The 15,055-nt window shown below is 33.5% G+C and carries 15 protein-coding genes and 8 pseudogenes; 6 read left to right on the top strand and 17 right to left on the bottom strand.

All coding sequences use genetic code 11. The features are described 5' to 3' along the window. Window position 1 precedes the first annotated feature (1 nt). The 6 genes and pseudogenes from ACQKNI_RS17410 to ACQKNI_RS17385 form a co-directional block, all read right to left on the bottom strand. Window positions 2–1,306, bottom strand: a complete 1,305-nt coding sequence (locus tag ACQKNI_RS17410; protein ID WP_427282528.1) for a T7SS effector LXG polymorphic toxin — start codon at window positions 1,304–1,306, stop codon at window positions 2–4. Further along, on the bottom strand, window positions 1,303–1,665 hold the full coding sequence (locus tag ACQKNI_RS17405) for a DUF3958 family protein (RefSeq protein WP_000076126.1): 363 nt from the start codon (window positions 1,663–1,665) through the stop codon (window positions 1,303–1,305). Before ACQKNI_RS17405 ends, ACQKNI_RS17410 begins: the two co-directional genes overlap by 4 nt. Window positions 1,666–1,705: 40 nt before the next feature. Beyond that, window positions 1,706–1,981 (bottom strand): TIGR04197 family type VII secretion effector, encoded by a 276-nt coding sequence (locus ACQKNI_RS17400; protein ID WP_088233374.1) that lies wholly within the window; start codon window positions 1,979–1,981, stop codon window positions 1,706–1,708. 162 nt (window positions 1,982–2,143) lie between these two features. Then, window positions 2,144–2,440: a WXG100 family type VII secretion target gene (locus ACQKNI_RS17395; RefSeq protein ID WP_000918591.1), complete on the bottom strand. Its 297-nt coding sequence runs from the start codon at window positions 2,438–2,440 to the stop codon at window positions 2,144–2,146. A 132-nt stretch (window positions 2,441–2,572) separates the two neighbouring features. Next, a pseudogene (locus ACQKNI_RS17390) lies at window positions 2,573–2,662 on the bottom strand (ornithine cyclodeaminase); the annotation flags it as partial. Between the two features lie 97 nt (window positions 2,663–2,759). Next, a complete protein-coding gene (locus ACQKNI_RS17385; protein ID WP_427282527.1) occupies window positions 2,760–3,371 on the bottom strand; it encodes a hypothetical protein in 612 nt (203 codons plus the stop codon). Window positions 3,372–3,671: 300 nt separating this feature from the next. Here ACQKNI_RS17385 and ACQKNI_RS17380 point away from each other — a divergent pair, with 300 nt between their 5' ends. Further along, window positions 3,672–4,466, top strand: a complete 795-nt coding sequence (locus ACQKNI_RS17380; RefSeq protein ID WP_088233361.1) for an ABC transporter ATP-binding protein — start codon at window positions 3,672–3,674, stop codon at window positions 4,464–4,466. A 193-nt stretch (window positions 4,467–4,659) separates the two neighbouring features. Here ACQKNI_RS17380 and ACQKNI_RS17375 read toward each other — a convergent pair whose 3' ends face one another. The 7 genes and pseudogenes from ACQKNI_RS17375 to ACQKNI_RS17345 all read right to left on the bottom strand — a co-directional run bounded on the left by ACQKNI_RS17375 (window position 4,660) and on the right by ACQKNI_RS17345 (window position 7,280). Then, the gene (locus ACQKNI_RS17375; protein WP_000771852.1) at window positions 4,660–5,040 is read right to left on the bottom strand and encodes a hypothetical protein; all 381 of its coding nucleotides are present in this window, start codon (window positions 5,038–5,040) and stop codon (window positions 4,660–4,662) included. A 78-nt stretch (window positions 5,041–5,118) separates the two neighbouring features. Continuing rightward, window positions 5,119–5,306, bottom strand: a pseudogene (locus tag ACQKNI_RS17370) (hypothetical protein). A gap of 1 nt (window position 5,307) precedes the next feature. After that, window positions 5,308–5,517, bottom strand: a complete 210-nt coding sequence (locus ACQKNI_RS17365; RefSeq protein WP_088233362.1) for a hypothetical protein — start codon at window positions 5,515–5,517, stop codon at window positions 5,308–5,310. Between the two features lie 215 nt (window positions 5,518–5,732). Beyond that, entirely contained in the window at window positions 5,733–6,134 is a 402-nt protein-coding gene (locus tag ACQKNI_RS17360) for a hypothetical protein (RefSeq protein ID WP_098253315.1), read from the bottom strand. Between the two features lie 116 nt (window positions 6,135–6,250). Continuing rightward, window positions 6,251–6,349: pseudogene (locus ACQKNI_RS17355) on the bottom strand (ABC transporter ATP-binding protein); the annotation flags it as partial. Window positions 6,350–6,548: 199 nt separating this feature from the next. Then, window positions 6,549–6,759, bottom strand: a pseudogene (locus ACQKNI_RS17350) (hypothetical protein); the annotation flags it as partial. 11 nt (window positions 6,760–6,770) lie between these two features. Beyond that, window positions 6,771–7,280 carry a DinB family protein gene (locus tag ACQKNI_RS17345; RefSeq protein WP_088233363.1) on the bottom strand — a complete coding sequence of 170 codons (510 nt, stop codon included), beginning with the start codon at window positions 7,278–7,280 and terminating at the stop codon, window positions 6,771–6,773. A gap of 405 nt (window positions 7,281–7,685) precedes the next feature. On the opposite strand from ACQKNI_RS17345, the gene ACQKNI_RS17340 reads away from it, so the two are divergent. Together ACQKNI_RS17340 and ACQKNI_RS17335 are read left to right on the top strand one after the other, a co-directional pair. Next, complete coding sequence (locus ACQKNI_RS17340) at window positions 7,686–8,231, top strand: dihydrofolate reductase family protein (RefSeq protein WP_088233364.1); 546 nt, start codon at window positions 7,686–7,688, stop codon at window positions 8,229–8,231. A 192-nt stretch (window positions 8,232–8,423) separates the two neighbouring features. Continuing rightward, the gene (locus ACQKNI_RS17335; protein ID WP_088233369.1) at window positions 8,424–8,603 is read left to right on the top strand and encodes a DUF4083 family protein; all 180 of its coding nucleotides are present in this window, start codon (window positions 8,424–8,426) and stop codon (window positions 8,601–8,603) included. Window positions 8,604–8,934: 331 nt separating this feature from the next. Here the strand turns inward: ACQKNI_RS17335 and ACQKNI_RS17330 are convergent, their stop codons facing one another. Continuing rightward, window positions 8,935–10,074 carry a DUF3994 domain-containing protein gene (locus ACQKNI_RS17330; RefSeq protein ID WP_088233365.1) on the bottom strand — a complete coding sequence of 380 codons (1,140 nt, stop codon included), beginning with the start codon at window positions 10,072–10,074 and terminating at the stop codon, window positions 8,935–8,937. A gap of 350 nt (window positions 10,075–10,424) precedes the next feature. Further along, window positions 10,425–10,739: a hypothetical protein gene (locus ACQKNI_RS17325; RefSeq protein ID WP_088233366.1), complete on the bottom strand. Its 315-nt coding sequence runs from the start codon at window positions 10,737–10,739 to the stop codon at window positions 10,425–10,427. 288 nt (window positions 10,740–11,027) lie between these two features. Between ACQKNI_RS17325 and ACQKNI_RS17320 the strand changes: the two are divergent. Together ACQKNI_RS17320 and cdiI are read left to right on the top strand one after the other, a co-directional pair. After that, window positions 11,028–11,230 (top strand): annotated as a pseudogene (locus ACQKNI_RS17320) (TIGR04197 family type VII secretion effector); the annotation flags it as partial. A gap of 94 nt (window positions 11,231–11,324) precedes the next feature. Continuing rightward, window positions 11,325–11,705: pseudogene (cdiI, locus tag ACQKNI_RS17315) on the top strand (ribonuclease toxin immunity protein CdiI). 193 nt (window positions 11,706–11,898) lie between these two features. Here the strand turns inward: cdiI and ACQKNI_RS17310 are convergent. Continuing rightward, a pseudogene (locus tag ACQKNI_RS17310) lies at window positions 11,899–12,483 on the bottom strand (hypothetical protein); the annotation flags it as partial. A 389-nt stretch (window positions 12,484–12,872) separates the two neighbouring features. Here ACQKNI_RS17310 and ACQKNI_RS17305 point away from each other — a divergent pair. Next, window positions 12,873–13,069, top strand: a pseudogene (locus ACQKNI_RS17305) (alpha-ketoglutarate transporter); the annotation flags it as partial. A 165-nt stretch (window positions 13,070–13,234) separates the two neighbouring features. On the opposite strand, the gene ACQKNI_RS17300 reads toward ACQKNI_RS17305, so the two are convergent. Continuing rightward, entirely contained in the window at window positions 13,235–15,046 is a 1,812-nt protein-coding gene (locus ACQKNI_RS17300) for a hypothetical protein (protein ID WP_255291246.1), read from the bottom strand. Between the last annotated feature and the right edge of the window lie 9 nt (window positions 15,047–15,055).

The raw sequence follows: 15,055 nt of genomic DNA, 5'->3' as shown, positions 1-15,055 counted from the left end.
ATCATTTTTTCTCCTCAGATTTTTCAAATTTAAAACTACTCCCCACAGTAAACCCCTCTAAAACAGGAACTGTTATACCAGTTTCTTTTCCAACGCTACCTTTCAAACCTATTGCGCCCAATCCCAAATCACCTTTAATTTTTAGATCTGTATCTCCAATAATTGGCAACCAATCTGGAAAATGTAGCATACTTACTTCTACTTCATACTTAAGTGTAGAAGCTTCCGATGCTGCTTTTAAGGAGTAATCGTCAATACCTGCTACAACTTCTCCTGAAAAAATTTTTTGAGTAACTGTAACCTCTCTATCTTTTAATTGTATAATACCTAAAGGTGTCATGAAAGGAATTGTGGATTTAAATTTATATGAGTTATCTAAAATACCTGCTTCCCCTTTTAAGCCAATAACTTTACTAGCAAATACATCTTCTTTTAAACTCTTCCAATCATAGGGTATATTCACATCCAATTGCCCAGCTATAGCCTTTGTTGAAAGCTCATCAATATATCGTTCCTTAGTAAGCTTATCACCATTAGAGAAGCTGCTCTTTTTTCCCATTATAGACCCTTCAGCCTCAAATCCAATTCGCTTTCCTTCTTTACCCTTTACTGATCCCTCCATGAACTTAGCATCTTCGTCTCGTGACTTTTTCTTATCTGCTTCAAGAGTTTTCTTTTCTGTAATTTTCTTTTCCGTAATTTTCTGAATAGGCGCTATCCAATTCATATTCAAACCTTGTGTACTAAACGTACCACTTACGGGACTAAACCCTTTCCCACTCTGAACTTCCGCAAGACCTGCAGCAATACTAGTTGCTAATTGAAGTGCTGTACTATAATTATTACTAGAGGTCTGATTGAATTGATACAAATGATCCAGCTTTTCTTGCAGTTTTTGCCTCATAACAATAAAAAGATTTACCATGGCATCCATACCCGGCATTGGCATAGCTTGATTGACAGCTTCCATACTTGTTTTCATTCGGTCAATTTCCCGAATTTGTTCTAATATCTCTTGTTCAATTACATCTGTGGAAGCGACTTGTGATTGAAATTGACTTGGAAAAGTATCATTCTGACGGATTAATTCTTCACACAAATAAATGATTCCTTGTGCCAAAGGTCGAAAGGTTTGTACAAAAAATGCTTTTGCACTGCTATATGTTTGCCCCTGTAACACAGTATCAGTTGCAAAAGCATCAATCGACTGAATTGCTTGTTCCATACCTTGAATGGTGGCCGTACATACAGCATTCATACTTTGAGTTTGGCTTCGTACCTCTCCCAAATACATATTTAAACTCATGCATTGACCTCCCTTGCTAATTGTTGTTGTTGATAGGAAAGGGCGTTTTCTAAATCATTAAGGTCTCGTCTTTCTTTAAGCAACGTTTCTTTTTTGTTTTCCAATTCAAATGTGACTTTTCGTTCAATATGTTGTGCATCTTGATACGTATTCATAAAAAACTGGGACATTTCTCTATCACCATGCCAAGTTCCTAAAATTCGATCAAACAAACGACGATTTCGACTTCTACATTCATAAAAATCTGCTTCCGCTTGTTCTTGAGCTTGAATCGCAGATTGATTTCGGTCTTGTTCTTCAAATACACTTCGTAACTTTTGATTTACTTGATTAATTTGTTTTTCAATATCTTGACTCATCTTTTTCCTCCTACTATTTTACTTTACGTAGGTTGTCACATTAGCGAAAAGTATTGTGAAGTTCGTTATCCATTCTCTCAAATTCATTAGATACCGAATGAATATTATCAACCGCTTGTTGAAAGGCAGCGGAAAATTGTTTCGTCAAGTCTAACATTTGTTGATTCGCTTCTTGTGCTTTGAAGTTAACAGATAATGTTGTACGCGTCGCCTTTGTTATAGAACGACTGGTTGCACTTTGAATCCTATCAGAGGCTGATCCCATTTTCGTAGCAATTTGCGTTGCTGTTTGTAAATTACTTTGAAATAGTCCCATTCTTTCAAACCCTTTCTATAAGTTTTCCAAATGCATCAAAGAAATCTCATTAAATATATATCCCTATCAATATCACTCGCTCTAGGCATGCAATCAAATGAGCCATACACTATAAGCTGTATGGCTCATTTGAAATGCTTGTTATATAGAGTAAAGCAATTTTTATTTCAAACCGAAATTACGTGATAATTCTTCATCATGAGAAGCAACAGCCTCTGCAGTTTTATTCAGCTGCATATTAATTTCTTGTAATAGCTGTGCGAAGTTTTGTACTTTTGGCTTTAATTGATTGAACTGTTGATCAAAACCTTCGAAAGCACGACCTTCCCATTCTCCTCTTAATTCATTTTGTAAGTTTTGTAATTGACTTAAAATATCCTCAATTTGATTTGCACCTTGTCCATATCGAGCCGCTTTCGATTTAAGCTCCTCTGGTGACATACGAATTTGTCCAGCCATTTTCATTTCCCCTTTAATACATAATGAGCAAAATATAAATTGGTTAATTTTACTAAATATATTATAAAGTATTATTCTGAACTTTTAAACGTTTTATCTTTCTGTTGAATATTAGAATATTAATATTCAATTCTAATCATTAAACATTATACTTTTTCTTGCTTTACAAGATTTTATGCAAAAAAGACCACCAAAAGGCAGTCCCTCAAAACTCAATCCTATCTCCATCAACTTCAAAATTTAATAGTGTCCTCATAACGAAATTCTGTGTTAACTTATAACAAAAAAAGAGGAGCCATCTCCTCTTCATAAATAAACACTATTTAATTTGTTCCTTATACTCATTGTTAACAACTACATACCATTTTCCTGTATCAAATTTTTCTTTATTAATCACATAAACTTTACTTTCTCTCATTACCTCCCCTGGTTTTAATCCCTTAGTAATAGTAGAGGTCTCGCCTTTTTCAACCGCATAACTACTAGCTGCCCACACATCACTTTGGTAAGCATTATCATTTTCATCCACTAAATCCACTGATGGTAAAACGGCTAATTTCATCGGTTCGTTTGTAATATTTTTCCCTTCTGCTTCTACAACAATAAAGACATGTCCATCTTCAGGTTTTTGGAATCCTATACTTTCTTTACCAACCTTATCTCTTTCTACAACTCTTTTTACAGTTACATCAAATTTAGGTGTATGAAAATCCTTGTTTACAGCATACTCTTTCTCTTTTGTTTGTTCTGTATTTTTCTGCTTTGTATTCTCTTTCGTTTTCGCCTCATCAGTTGTTTGCACTTTCTTTTCTTCTTGTTTAGAATTGGTTTCTTTAGATTCTGAAGAAGTTTTGTCGGATGTATTGCCGCAACCAGATAAATTGAATACTAAAGCGCCACCTAAAATACATGTAGTAAATTTTTTCAACATCTCTTTTTATCCCCCAATAACACGATATGTAAATTCCTTACTTATCATAGCAAAAAATACCATCTTAAATTGTTGCATCTTGTTGAATAATTAAGAATAATCAAGTTACTCCACGTCCTCTTTTATTATCAAGGTAAATATAAGTCTATATTGGGGTAGCATCAACATAGACTTATATGCTCTATAAAACCTGCTATAATAGTTTTTTACACCCTTAGCGTACAATTTTTCACTTTCGGTAATGTGCCCCCTATTTGAAGTGTAATTGAAATATTAAGACCAACTGATAGAGGTGTTTGTATGGAATTATTTGAGTATTATAAAAAGAAAGGGAAGTTTAAATTTTTTATTGGAATTGGTGTTTTTATTTTGGCACTATGTGCTGTATATGAAAAGTGGGGACATATTAATTGGGGACAGGTTATTTTTATTATTATAGTTTCGTTTGTTTTTTTAGGAATTGGTTTTTTGCAATTAAGAAAAGGGAGGTTATTAGAAAAAAATATTGTTAAAAATAGTATAACACTTTGGGATACTAATACTTTTGTATTATTAGAATTACCAGAAGGTAATAAACATTTTGGATTATATACTCCTGATGGAGCTTATGTAGCAGGAACAAAGCTAATTTCAACTGATATGATGACAGTATCTTCTTTAAAAAATAATCACGTTGTTGGATTGGAAGCACGTGATGGAGAAATTCTTGCATACTTTCATAGTGAAGTTGAAAATTATGATTGGGCTATTTATGATTCGAATTATAATTGTGTAGGTATGTTTAAAGAAAATATGATACAAGGATTTGGAATGGTACGTGGTTCTTTGATGAATGAAAAAGAGATAAAAATTTCTGAGATAGAAGTGGAATTTGATTTTTTTGAAACATCTTTTCGTACAATAGATGATCGTATATTAATAAACTGTAAAAAAGGATATATGCCTTTAGAATGGAGTGAAAAATTCGGATTAAATGTACCTATTATTAAATTAGGTAATAATATTTCTAATGCTGAAAAGATATTTGGTTTAGGTATTCTTATTTATATTTTAGAAACTATTAAAGTAAGAAAAAGTAGAATTTTTAATGATTAGAATTAAATTATTATAAAATTTATTAAATGTTTTATTAAGAATCGAATCACCAAAAGTGAAAGTAGCTCCAAAATCAATTTTTATTGTATATTTTGGAGCTACTTTACGTTTACTTCTTAAAGTTAATAAGCATGTATTACCAAAACCAACTAGAAATAGAATTGGCAAACGGGTAAAGCCCAATTGCTATTTTTTATAGCTTTGTATGTATTTGAATTCCTTTTGCTTTCTCTTCTTCACCCTTCACACGTACAATTAAATCATATGATCCGGGTTTTGGCGCTTCAAAAGAAAGCAAACCTTCTTTTTGAGAAGTGACTTCTTCTTCATAAATGACCTTATCGTCCTTTGTGACTTGCAATAAAATCGTACCTTCTTCAACTGCTGCCTCATAAGGAATTTCCACATTTCCTTTTTCAGCTTTAAGCGTTTGTACATCGTAATACCCCTGCAAAGAACCAATTGTTAAAGTCGTTTCGCCATTTTTTTGAACCTTTGTGACTTTTGTTGCTGTATTACATGCGCTTAACAATACAACAAGAGTGAAAATGAGAAATGAACGAAGCAATTTCATAGAGAGTCCCCTTCCTTTAAATATATGTATTAACATTCATCCATTAACTATTTCAAAAACACTAACAGTTTAAAAGGATCACCGTTTTTCTTCAACTTCTTTTTTAAATAATTTTTGAAACTCTAATTCTGTTTCAAAAACCAAGATGTAAAACACTAGAAATATCTTCATGATTCAAAAGAAATTATACTCCAAAGGAATATTACCATGAGGAAAATAACAACAGAACCTATTGGAAGTAATTCTAACTCTAAATTTTGTCCCATCTTAGTTTCCACTTCTTAAAATAGCCTTTTTTATAATGAAATAAGTGATAGAAAATAACAAACAAGTACCAATTGTACCAAAAACTGCAACTGAAATGTTACCTGCTAATGTTTCAGTTGGATCCAATGCATTAGGTAAAATCGTACCAAAAATTGCAATACAAGCTAATATAATCATAAGATATTTGAAATTTTTCACTTTTTTATTCATACTAATTATCTCCTTTATCCCTTAGCACTAACTTCTAAACCAAATCCCCATAAACCTACACTAGAACCAAATGGTGCATCGAATTTCAATCAGCTTTTTCCAGCTTCAAAAGATCCCCTAAGTGTCCCAAGCAATGCTGATTCCCTAATTTGTAACTTTTTGTTAATAAATGGAGGAAGGGTTTTCAAAACTATTTAATTAAAAACTGAAAAAAACTATTTTTCTTTTTTCCATGATATTCGAAATTCCCCACCATGTTCTTCCGTTTTAATTTTAACCTTATATGTATCATCCTTAGGCACTTTAATATTTTTTTCGCCTTCGCCACTATTAAACTCTAGTATTGTATTATCATTTGAATCCACAACATAAGCAATTATAGTTCCTTGTTTAGTTTTATCATCAAAAGAAAAAATCCAATTCTCACCTTTTTTAACTTTCCTATCTTGAGTTGCAAATCCAGTAAATTTTCTATAATCTCCAGATATACTACCTGATACACTATCTGAAGAACCATGAACTTTACCACCAACAATAGTTCCCTCTCTTGTAAAACAACCACTAAGAACTACTAAACATAAAACAAATAAAATTGTATTTTTAAAAATTTTCAACATCATCCCCCCTTCATATTTTACTAAAGAAGCTTCTGCATTAGCCATACTTAAACGCTTCTCCTTTTCATCCTCTTTCATTGACATCTAATGAACCTTCAGTACCTACTTTAACAGTATTAATAGAAAAGAACCCCTAAACCAACTATCTTTTCAGCGTTAGAGATATTATTTCCGAATTTAATAATAGGTACATTTAATCCAAATCTTTCATTCCATTAATTAATCTTAATACCCAATTACCCTTTAAATATATTAAGGACGAAATATACAATCTAACATATCATTACAATTATAGTTAAAAAATAAGGAAAATTATATGACAGGAGATGCAAATATATACAGTCACTGACCGTTAGTCTACAACCCATCCCACACAAAACAAAAAAGCACCAGGTCCCCCTGATGCTTTCTCCTCTAAAACAAATGACAAGCCACCTGATGCCCCTTTGCAATCTCCACCATTTTCGGTACTTCCTGTGCGCATTTTTCAGTGGTGAATTTGTAGCCGGATGGTGATTGAGCGGACTTAGACTGAGACATCCAGTGCTGAGATTGATTCTTCACATAGGATGAAGTCAGGTTTTACAGATAGTGCGCGCGCGATGCTGATGCGCTGTCTTTGGCCTCAGCCGACGATTAACTCAAGTACCGATTTCGGATGACCCTCATGTGATGAAGTTCGTGTCCTGCGATGCCGTATGCGAGGGCGCGCGCCGTAATGCTTAGGTTGTTAGCTATGCCCTTGCGGGTCCACGCCTCTGCCGGTAGCCCGCGCAGCAATGTGATCGTTGATTGCCGTACGGCCCGGTAGTCTTCGGCCAATTGCGCGGTTGTCCAGCTTCCGAAAGGTGGCACGAACAATTCCTGATCGAAACCGGTCAGAGGCGTCTGGTCCCCTCTTGCGAACCGGAGCAGGCGGTAGGTCATGACGCGTTCCGCGTCTGCGATGTGGCCCACGACTTCTTTCAGCGTCCATTTTCCTTCCGCATACCGATATGCGACCTGGCTTTCGGTCAACGATGCCAGGAGCTCAGTCATTTGCTTTTCCTGGGCGAGCAGAATGTCGATGATGTTACCGTCCGGCACCAAACGGATATATTCGCCGGAGCCCCCGGCGTATTCTTCTTCTAACGGTCTTTGATTCATGCGTAGTCACCTCTTTATGGAGATATAGAAAATTATAGCACTCGTCTATGTCTAATAAATTCGCAAAATGATAGAACTTTCCTTCTAATAATTGAGGATAAGCAACCATGTAGTTGGTCGCCACACTATCCTGATTCGTTAGCACAATAAGCATTGCTAATCAATAATGTATAAAATCCTGTATAAGAGATACATAGACAAAAAACAAGAATCCCTGTACATACAAGGATTCTATGAAATTATCTGCTACCGATAATTGGGACGTTATGTAAACATAACATGTATAGAATATACATAAATACATTTTGTCGAAATTATTAAAAAAGGAGAATTTCTCTAGCTGGAGAATTAATAATTGTGTTACCGATATGTAAAAATCTCAACTTAAAACTAAAGGAGAACAAAATGGGACAAATAATTGTATCGATGTACCTCTCACTAGATGGTGTCATGGAGGAACCAGCTTGGACTGCTCCATACTTCAATGAAGAAGTAGCAAAGTTTCAATCCGATTTACTGTTTGAAAGTGAAGCTCTTCTACTAGGACGAGTAACCTATCAAGGTTTTGCAGTTGCCTGGCCTTCTATGACTGATGAAGAGGGTTTTGCTGATAAGATGAACAGCATGCCTAAATTTGTTGCTTCAACAACTTTGGAAGAAACCGAATGGAATGCAAATCTTATCAAGGGTAATATTGTAGAAGAAATATCGAAACTGAAGGAACAGCCCGGTCAGAACCTTTTAATCTATGGCAGCAGTGATCTTACACAAACATTAATGCAACATGACCTCATTGATGAATATCACTTTATAGTCAATCCTGTTATCGTAGGGAGCGGAAAGCGTCTCTTTAAAGACCAGAACAATACAAAAGCATTAAAACTTATAGAAACAAGAACGACCAGTTCAGGTGTCGTTATTCTTTCCTATCAGCCGGAGAAAAAAGAATAATTATTGATAAATTATATAAACAAAAAAACTCATCAGAATAAATCCTGATGAGCTTTTCTATAAAATAATACATATATTAATTTATAAAAATGAAACGTTATTTTAACCAGACATGTATAGAATATACAACCAAAATCAAACAATATATCAATTCTTTTAAATGGTAAAACAAGGGAAATAAGGTTCTAAATAATACCTTTAGAAAACTCTATTTATTACATAGGAATTGCTATTATTTTAGTAATCATCGGTGCAATATTTGGGGGAATTATACGTATAATTCGGTATACTAACAATCGCAAAAAGCAAGATTTAGTTGAACAAAAATTAGATAAGGTTATTCAACTGTTAGAAAAACAAAACAAAGATTGACTCTTTCAAATCAGAAAAAGTTAAAAATAACTTCCAATAACGATAATTATATAAATCAGCTGATTTTATTTTTCAGCATAGCATAGATTATTTTGAAAAATGCTGGCGATACCCTATGTCTATCAAGTTAAAATATCATAATATCCCCAGAACGAAATTTTGTACTAATTTGTAACAAAATGCTCATTTTTTCGTTTTGGGAAATTTGTATTTCTTAGCTTGATTGGCATGTGGTAGGACTAATTTATAAAAGAGTCTGATCGTTTATAATAAATTAGAACTAACAAAAAAACTCTGTAAAAATTATTTTACAGAGTTTTTTGCTAATTATTTATTGTTTCACATAACAAATTGTTACTTGTTCGTCTATGTGGAAAATCTGTAATGCTTTACCATCCAAGTTTTTAACCTCATATGATGAATAAATAGGTCTTTCCAATTTCACTTCTTGACCGTTTTGAGTTCCTTTTTCTACTACTAACGTTAACTGATGGGAAGCAACGTCTGCTTGATATGTTCCTGTTAAGTAATTATCTTTGTTTGGATAAGAACCATTTGCATATGTCTCAAATGTCTTGTCTGCTTTTAGGACTAACGTAGTTTTTACTCCGTCTCCGTAATCAATACCCCAGTTACCTACGAGTTCTGTACCATCTTTATAATTGTTCTGTACATTTTTAAACTTAGCGGAACTCTCGTCAGGTGTATCAATCTGTCCTTTGAATATACCAGTTTTAGCTTGGCTACTGTATGTCTTTACTTCATTACCACTAGCTAGACTTGGTTTATCAGAACTACTTGTTGTAGAAGTAGTTGAACCACCGTTCGCTTCTGCTTTTAACTTATCAAAGATAGGAGTCCAAATACGTTTTGCTTCATCTAACTTATTGTTTGCTTTATCTATGATTACATCATTAGAATCTTTAGGTGTTTTTGAGTAGTCAAATAACTGCTCTATTTCCTTGAAAGACTCTCTTAACTTCTGAACAGATTTTACTATTTCTTTGTGGTCTGCTTTATATTTACCAGGTGCGTCTATACGTTCTAGTTTATCAAATACTTTATCTAAGTCTTTGATACTATCTCTTACCTCAGCATTTGATTTACTACCTTTTTTCCAATCTCTTACAGAAGCATCATAATAATCTAATCGTCTTAATAAATCTTGTTCAATGTCTACCATAAGTTGTGGATAATCCTCAGGTAAAACCATAATCATCTTAACATCTTTACTTTCTTCTTTCGAGTTAGTTGATTTTTCCTTTGTTTCAGATGATTTACTTTCTGAATTAGCTGAACTTGTTCCTTCTGTCGTAGTTTCCTTACTCTCTTGTTTACCAGATTCAGCATTTGTTTTTTCTTTGTCTCCAAATAAACTAGTTACACTACAAGCTGACATAGAAACTACTAATCCAGATGCTAGTAAAATTTTACCTGTACTCTTTTTAAAATTCTTCATGTGATTTTCCAATTCTCCCTCTCAAAACATAAAATAGATGCGCTTTAGCCCCTTTAAAACTAAAAAACATACCCCTTCTATATTTATCCTAAAATACTTTTCTATGTATAATATTTTACAAGTAATTACATATATAGTCAAAATTCATTCTAAATTAACAATGTTCATAAAAAAGATGCGATGCTTTATTCCTTCAAGTAAAAAATTCCAAGTGAGTTTTGATTAAACTTTTTTTAAAAGATCTCACTCCATTTTGATCAGGCTTTTTTTCAAAATGGAGTTTTTGTTGTTAGGACCACATCGCTCTCCCAAAAGTAAACAAAAAACAACTCCAAAATCAACTTTCATTGTATATTTTGGAGCTACTTTACATTTATGTTTTTATCCTCTTCCCATCTTAAGAATGCCCAAAACTGCAACACCTCCATTTCTAATGGATATCTATGGCTGATATATTCTTCGCTACAGTCCATAATGATAGGGAAATTAGCTATTACCTCTGTACAAGCTACACTCAATATTTCTATTTCTTCTTCAGTGGGTTCTCCATCAAAATAACCTTTCCAATATAGCGTTTTATTTTCTAATTTTACAGTAAGTCCTCTTAAATTGTTCGGTATTGCACCTAACAAAGAATAATGGCAAATAATAATCAGGTCATTTATTGTCGGAATCATATTTTTCACCTCAATTAAAGTATATCATTCCTTAATCCAACCCCTTAACACAATAAGCGATTTTTAAAGACCTATATGTAAAAATTTACATTTTCACCTGGAAGTTCCAGGCTTTATTTTCCCGTCTCCCATCAGATGATTGAACATCTTTGAACACCTCATTTACATCTGTATCAGGACTTGCCATCGTCTGTTGAGAACTGAGAGAAACATATATATTGTAAAATGAAGTTCCCCTAAGTAATTTTTATCCATTTGTTGTTATAATTAAATTCGCAATATCTTTCCAGGAGTGCTTCGGATACAATCCAAAGTGCGACAAATCGTTCTATAAAAAAAGCGACGCGTACTACGCTTTCTGCTAATCCAAAAGCGCAAGAAGCGAACCAACAAGTTTTAGATTTGACGAAACAATTCTCCGCGCCTTTCAACAAGCGGTCGATAATATTCATTTGGTAGCCAAAGCGTTTGAGGGAATGGACAGGTGTTGACAGTAAAGAGATAACTTGGAGAGGATGCCATAAAGATGGAGAAATCTCTTCTTTTTTTCCAGAATAAATTAAAGATATACGAGGAGGGATATGTATGCAAAGAGAATTTAGATTAAAAGATGAGGATTTACTAGATTTAACTCATTTCCCTATACAAGCAGTGTTTAATATGGTAGATGATGAAAGATTTTTAAAGGTAATCAATTCAGTTTGTGAAGGAGTAGGATTTGGAGAGGAATATGGCGCATGTACTTTTCCAGGAGATTTGGATGAGTATGATATTGCCAATGGAGATTCATTTAAAGGTGTAGAATTTGCATTATACAGTGGTGATGAGGTAATAATTGATTATCAAACACTTTATCATTATTTTTAAAAAATGTGTGAAGGTTATTCAAAAAAGTATCCAAACACAATTAAGAGCTTAGAAGACAGTCTTAACAAATTTATTGAATTATACAATATTAATAGGTAAAAATTCGGTTAATCCTTGAATAATTCCTAATATAAAAGCTTCTAACCAGTTCATGATCGTTTTCTTTCTTGTTTGCTTGTAGCAGTATATGTTGGTTTTTAGTTGTTATGAGGGAAAGAACTAGGTATTCAAAGTTTAAAAGATCTTTTTGACAACAAAAAAAGAGGAGCCATCTCCCCTTAATAAATAAACACTACTTAATTTGTTCCTTATACTCATGGTTAACAACTACATACCATTTTCCTGTATCAAATTTTTCTTTATTAATCACGTAAACTTTACTTTCTCTCATTACCTCCCCTGGTTTTAATCCCTTAGTAAGAGTAGCGGTCTCGCCTTTTTCAACCGCATAAGTACTAGCTGCCCACACATCACTTTGGTAAGCATTATCATTTTCATCCACTAAATCCACTGATGGTAAAACGGCTAATTTCATCGGTTCGTTTGTGATGTTTTTCCCTTCTGCTTCTACAACAATAAAGACATGTCCATCTTCAGGTTTTTGGAATCCTATACTTTCTTTACCAACCTTATCTCTTTCTACAACTCTTTTTACAGTTACATCAAATTTAGGTGTATGAAAATCCTTGTTTATAGCATACTCTTTTTCTTTTACTTTTGATTTCTCTTTTGTTTGTTCTGTATTTTTCTGCTTTGTATTCTCTTTCGTTTTCGCCTCATCCGTTGTTTGCACTTTCTGTTCTTCTTGTTTCGAATTAGTTTCTTTAGATTCTGAAGAAGTTTTGTCGGATGTATTGTCGCAACCAGATAAAGTGAAACTTTAATCAGTGGGGGTTTTCTTCATCCCCCACTGATTATTAGTTGAACCAATCGGACTTTTATGGGCAGTTGATCCCCCACCTAACTTCTTTGCTTTCGCTGAATTTTGAGGTGGGGGTCTTACTGCCCATTAAAGCGGGATAAATTGAATACTAAAGCCCCACCTAAAATACATGTAATAAATTTTTTCAACATCTCTTTTTATCCCCCAATAACACGATATATAAATTCCTTACTCATCATAGCAAAAAATAAAATCTTAAATTGTTGTATTTTGTCGAATGATTAAGAATAATCAATTGTTTTCATTGCATAAAAAAACATGATCTTGATGTAGTACCAAGATCATGTTTTACGTTGATGTTATTTATAAAATACTTTATCCATATCGTTACTGGTTACACCTCAATTAACGCAATTGTAAAAGCCAACCTCTTCCCAACTTCTACTTCTACTTCTACGTAGCTGGCTGTATCGCGATCAGCTTTATTACGTATTGGCGTATGGATGAGTCATCGAAGACTTCGCAGATTGAGGCGGAACTTGGTGGTAGAGATAAACTAGTTAATAATAAGTCTAGTTAAAATCATTTTAATTCTTCTAATACTTTAAAAGACTATCTCTAAACAGCCATTTAGAGATAGTCTTTTTATTAAATAAAGAGAGCATTTCATTCCTATTCAAACGAAACACTCCCTCTCCTTATAACAACCACTAAAGTTTACTTATTTACGAAAGACCTTTTGTCACTACTTTTTCACTCTTGGTCTTCCTTTCCCTTTACCTGTCGCCTTCACTTTAGTCTTTTTCACTTTTTGTGAATTCATTTGTTCCGTCATCCAGTCTTTATAATCCTGTAATTCTGGAGATCTATCCCACATTACACTTGTCGGGATGTGCTTAAGGCACAGCGAAATATACTCTTTTGCAAGGTCCAATTTTTCTTGCTTTAGTAGTTCACTTAAATATAAGCGGACTCCAAAATCTTCGGCATTATAACGAGCCCACAAACAAGCAATCTTGTGAAGTACTTCCTCTTTTTGATTTTCTCGCAAAAATGTAACGAATTTATCAGAGATTTGCTTTCGTTTTTCAAATGAACTATCTAATAGCACCAATTCTTTCATCCAATTTAACATTTGGATTTCTTCTACATTTGAATATCTCATTAACAAGAAATCATTCAACTCTTTTTCTAGAGCTCGAATAAATTTCTCCTCAATATATTCTGTAGTATCTGTAATCACTTTTTCATCATTAACCATAACTACTGATTCATGACGAATGTCATATTCCCCTCTATACGACAACCAATTAAAAGAGCCTAGTAAATGATATTTACTATCTACAACAATTTCCTTGTTATGCTGATTACCAAACCATCTTACAAAGACCGCCTGGGTACCATCAGCATGTTTAATCCCTTTTAATTGTTCAAGAAGTTCTACACTTGGAAGGCGATCTTCATTATTTCTGTTCTTCGCAATTCCCCATGAAATGTATAGCGTCTTATTTTGCTTTGCGAAATTTTGCAACCGTACTAGCATTTCACGATCAACAACGTGGCTAGAAATCCATGGTGAGACCATCAACATTTTCCTTTTTGTTTCTGTAAAAGAATTAAGAAACTTATCCCTAATGTCCTTTCCACGTAAAATATGTAAAACGTTCTTTTTCCCTTTTTTATTTGGTGCTTTCCACATTTTTCTTAAATATTCATAACGCTCTGGGAAGTTTTGAATAATCGCTTCATCATACTGAACCTTCCATTGCTCGCTCTCAAGCTTATTAATCTCTTCCTCAAAACGTTCATCCCATCTTCCTAAAGCACCATTCCATACCCTTGCATATACTTTATCGTCTAACATATCATACAACTGATACTCTATACATTTTGCATATTTTACATATTGTCCATCTTTAAGTTCAGTAGGCTCTATTTTTGAAATTATCTTTTCATTCCCTCCTCTTTCAAACTCCCTACCACTTTGCCTAATAAATTGACGCAATAATGCTTCATCAAATAATTTACCCTCTAAACTCTCACTCTCCGGTTCATAACGATATGTATCAATCTCCCAATTTTCTTGAATTAGTACATTGTTCATATTCGTTTTTTCCGATGGTACAACTTCCTTATTAAAGGCACTATACGTAAATGGGAACTCTTCTTGAATTGGGTTACTCAATATCATGCCTGCCTTGTACTGCTCTATTCCACTTTGAGTTAGGCAATATACGCCTTCTTGTTCTTCGATAACACGAGTATCGTGCATTTCACTTACAATATCATAGATAAATAAACTATCCACATGTAAAAACTCACTTAGTTGTTCCAAACTCGTGATTTCCATATTCAACATCGTATGCATAATCATTTTTTTTAAAATATCAATCTTCATCTTTGTAGCAGTCGTAAGATTTATACGATATAAATGGAGAGGAATTTTCCATTCTTTCGATTCTAAAATTTGTAGATATTCTTTATCTTGAATTGCTTGTTGTAGCATTCTTTCTTGAAATTCATCTTTAGAGTACGTGTCCCACAATTTCCATAACAAACTTATCAA

Origin of the sequence: Bacillus sp. NPDC094064, assembly GCF_050279585.1 — a bacterium.
Taxonomy (GTDB): domain Bacteria; phylum Bacillota; class Bacilli; order Bacillales; family Bacillaceae_G; genus Bacillus_A.
Note: the sequence above shows the minus strand (reverse complement) of the source record. Positions and strands in the feature narration are given on the sequence as shown.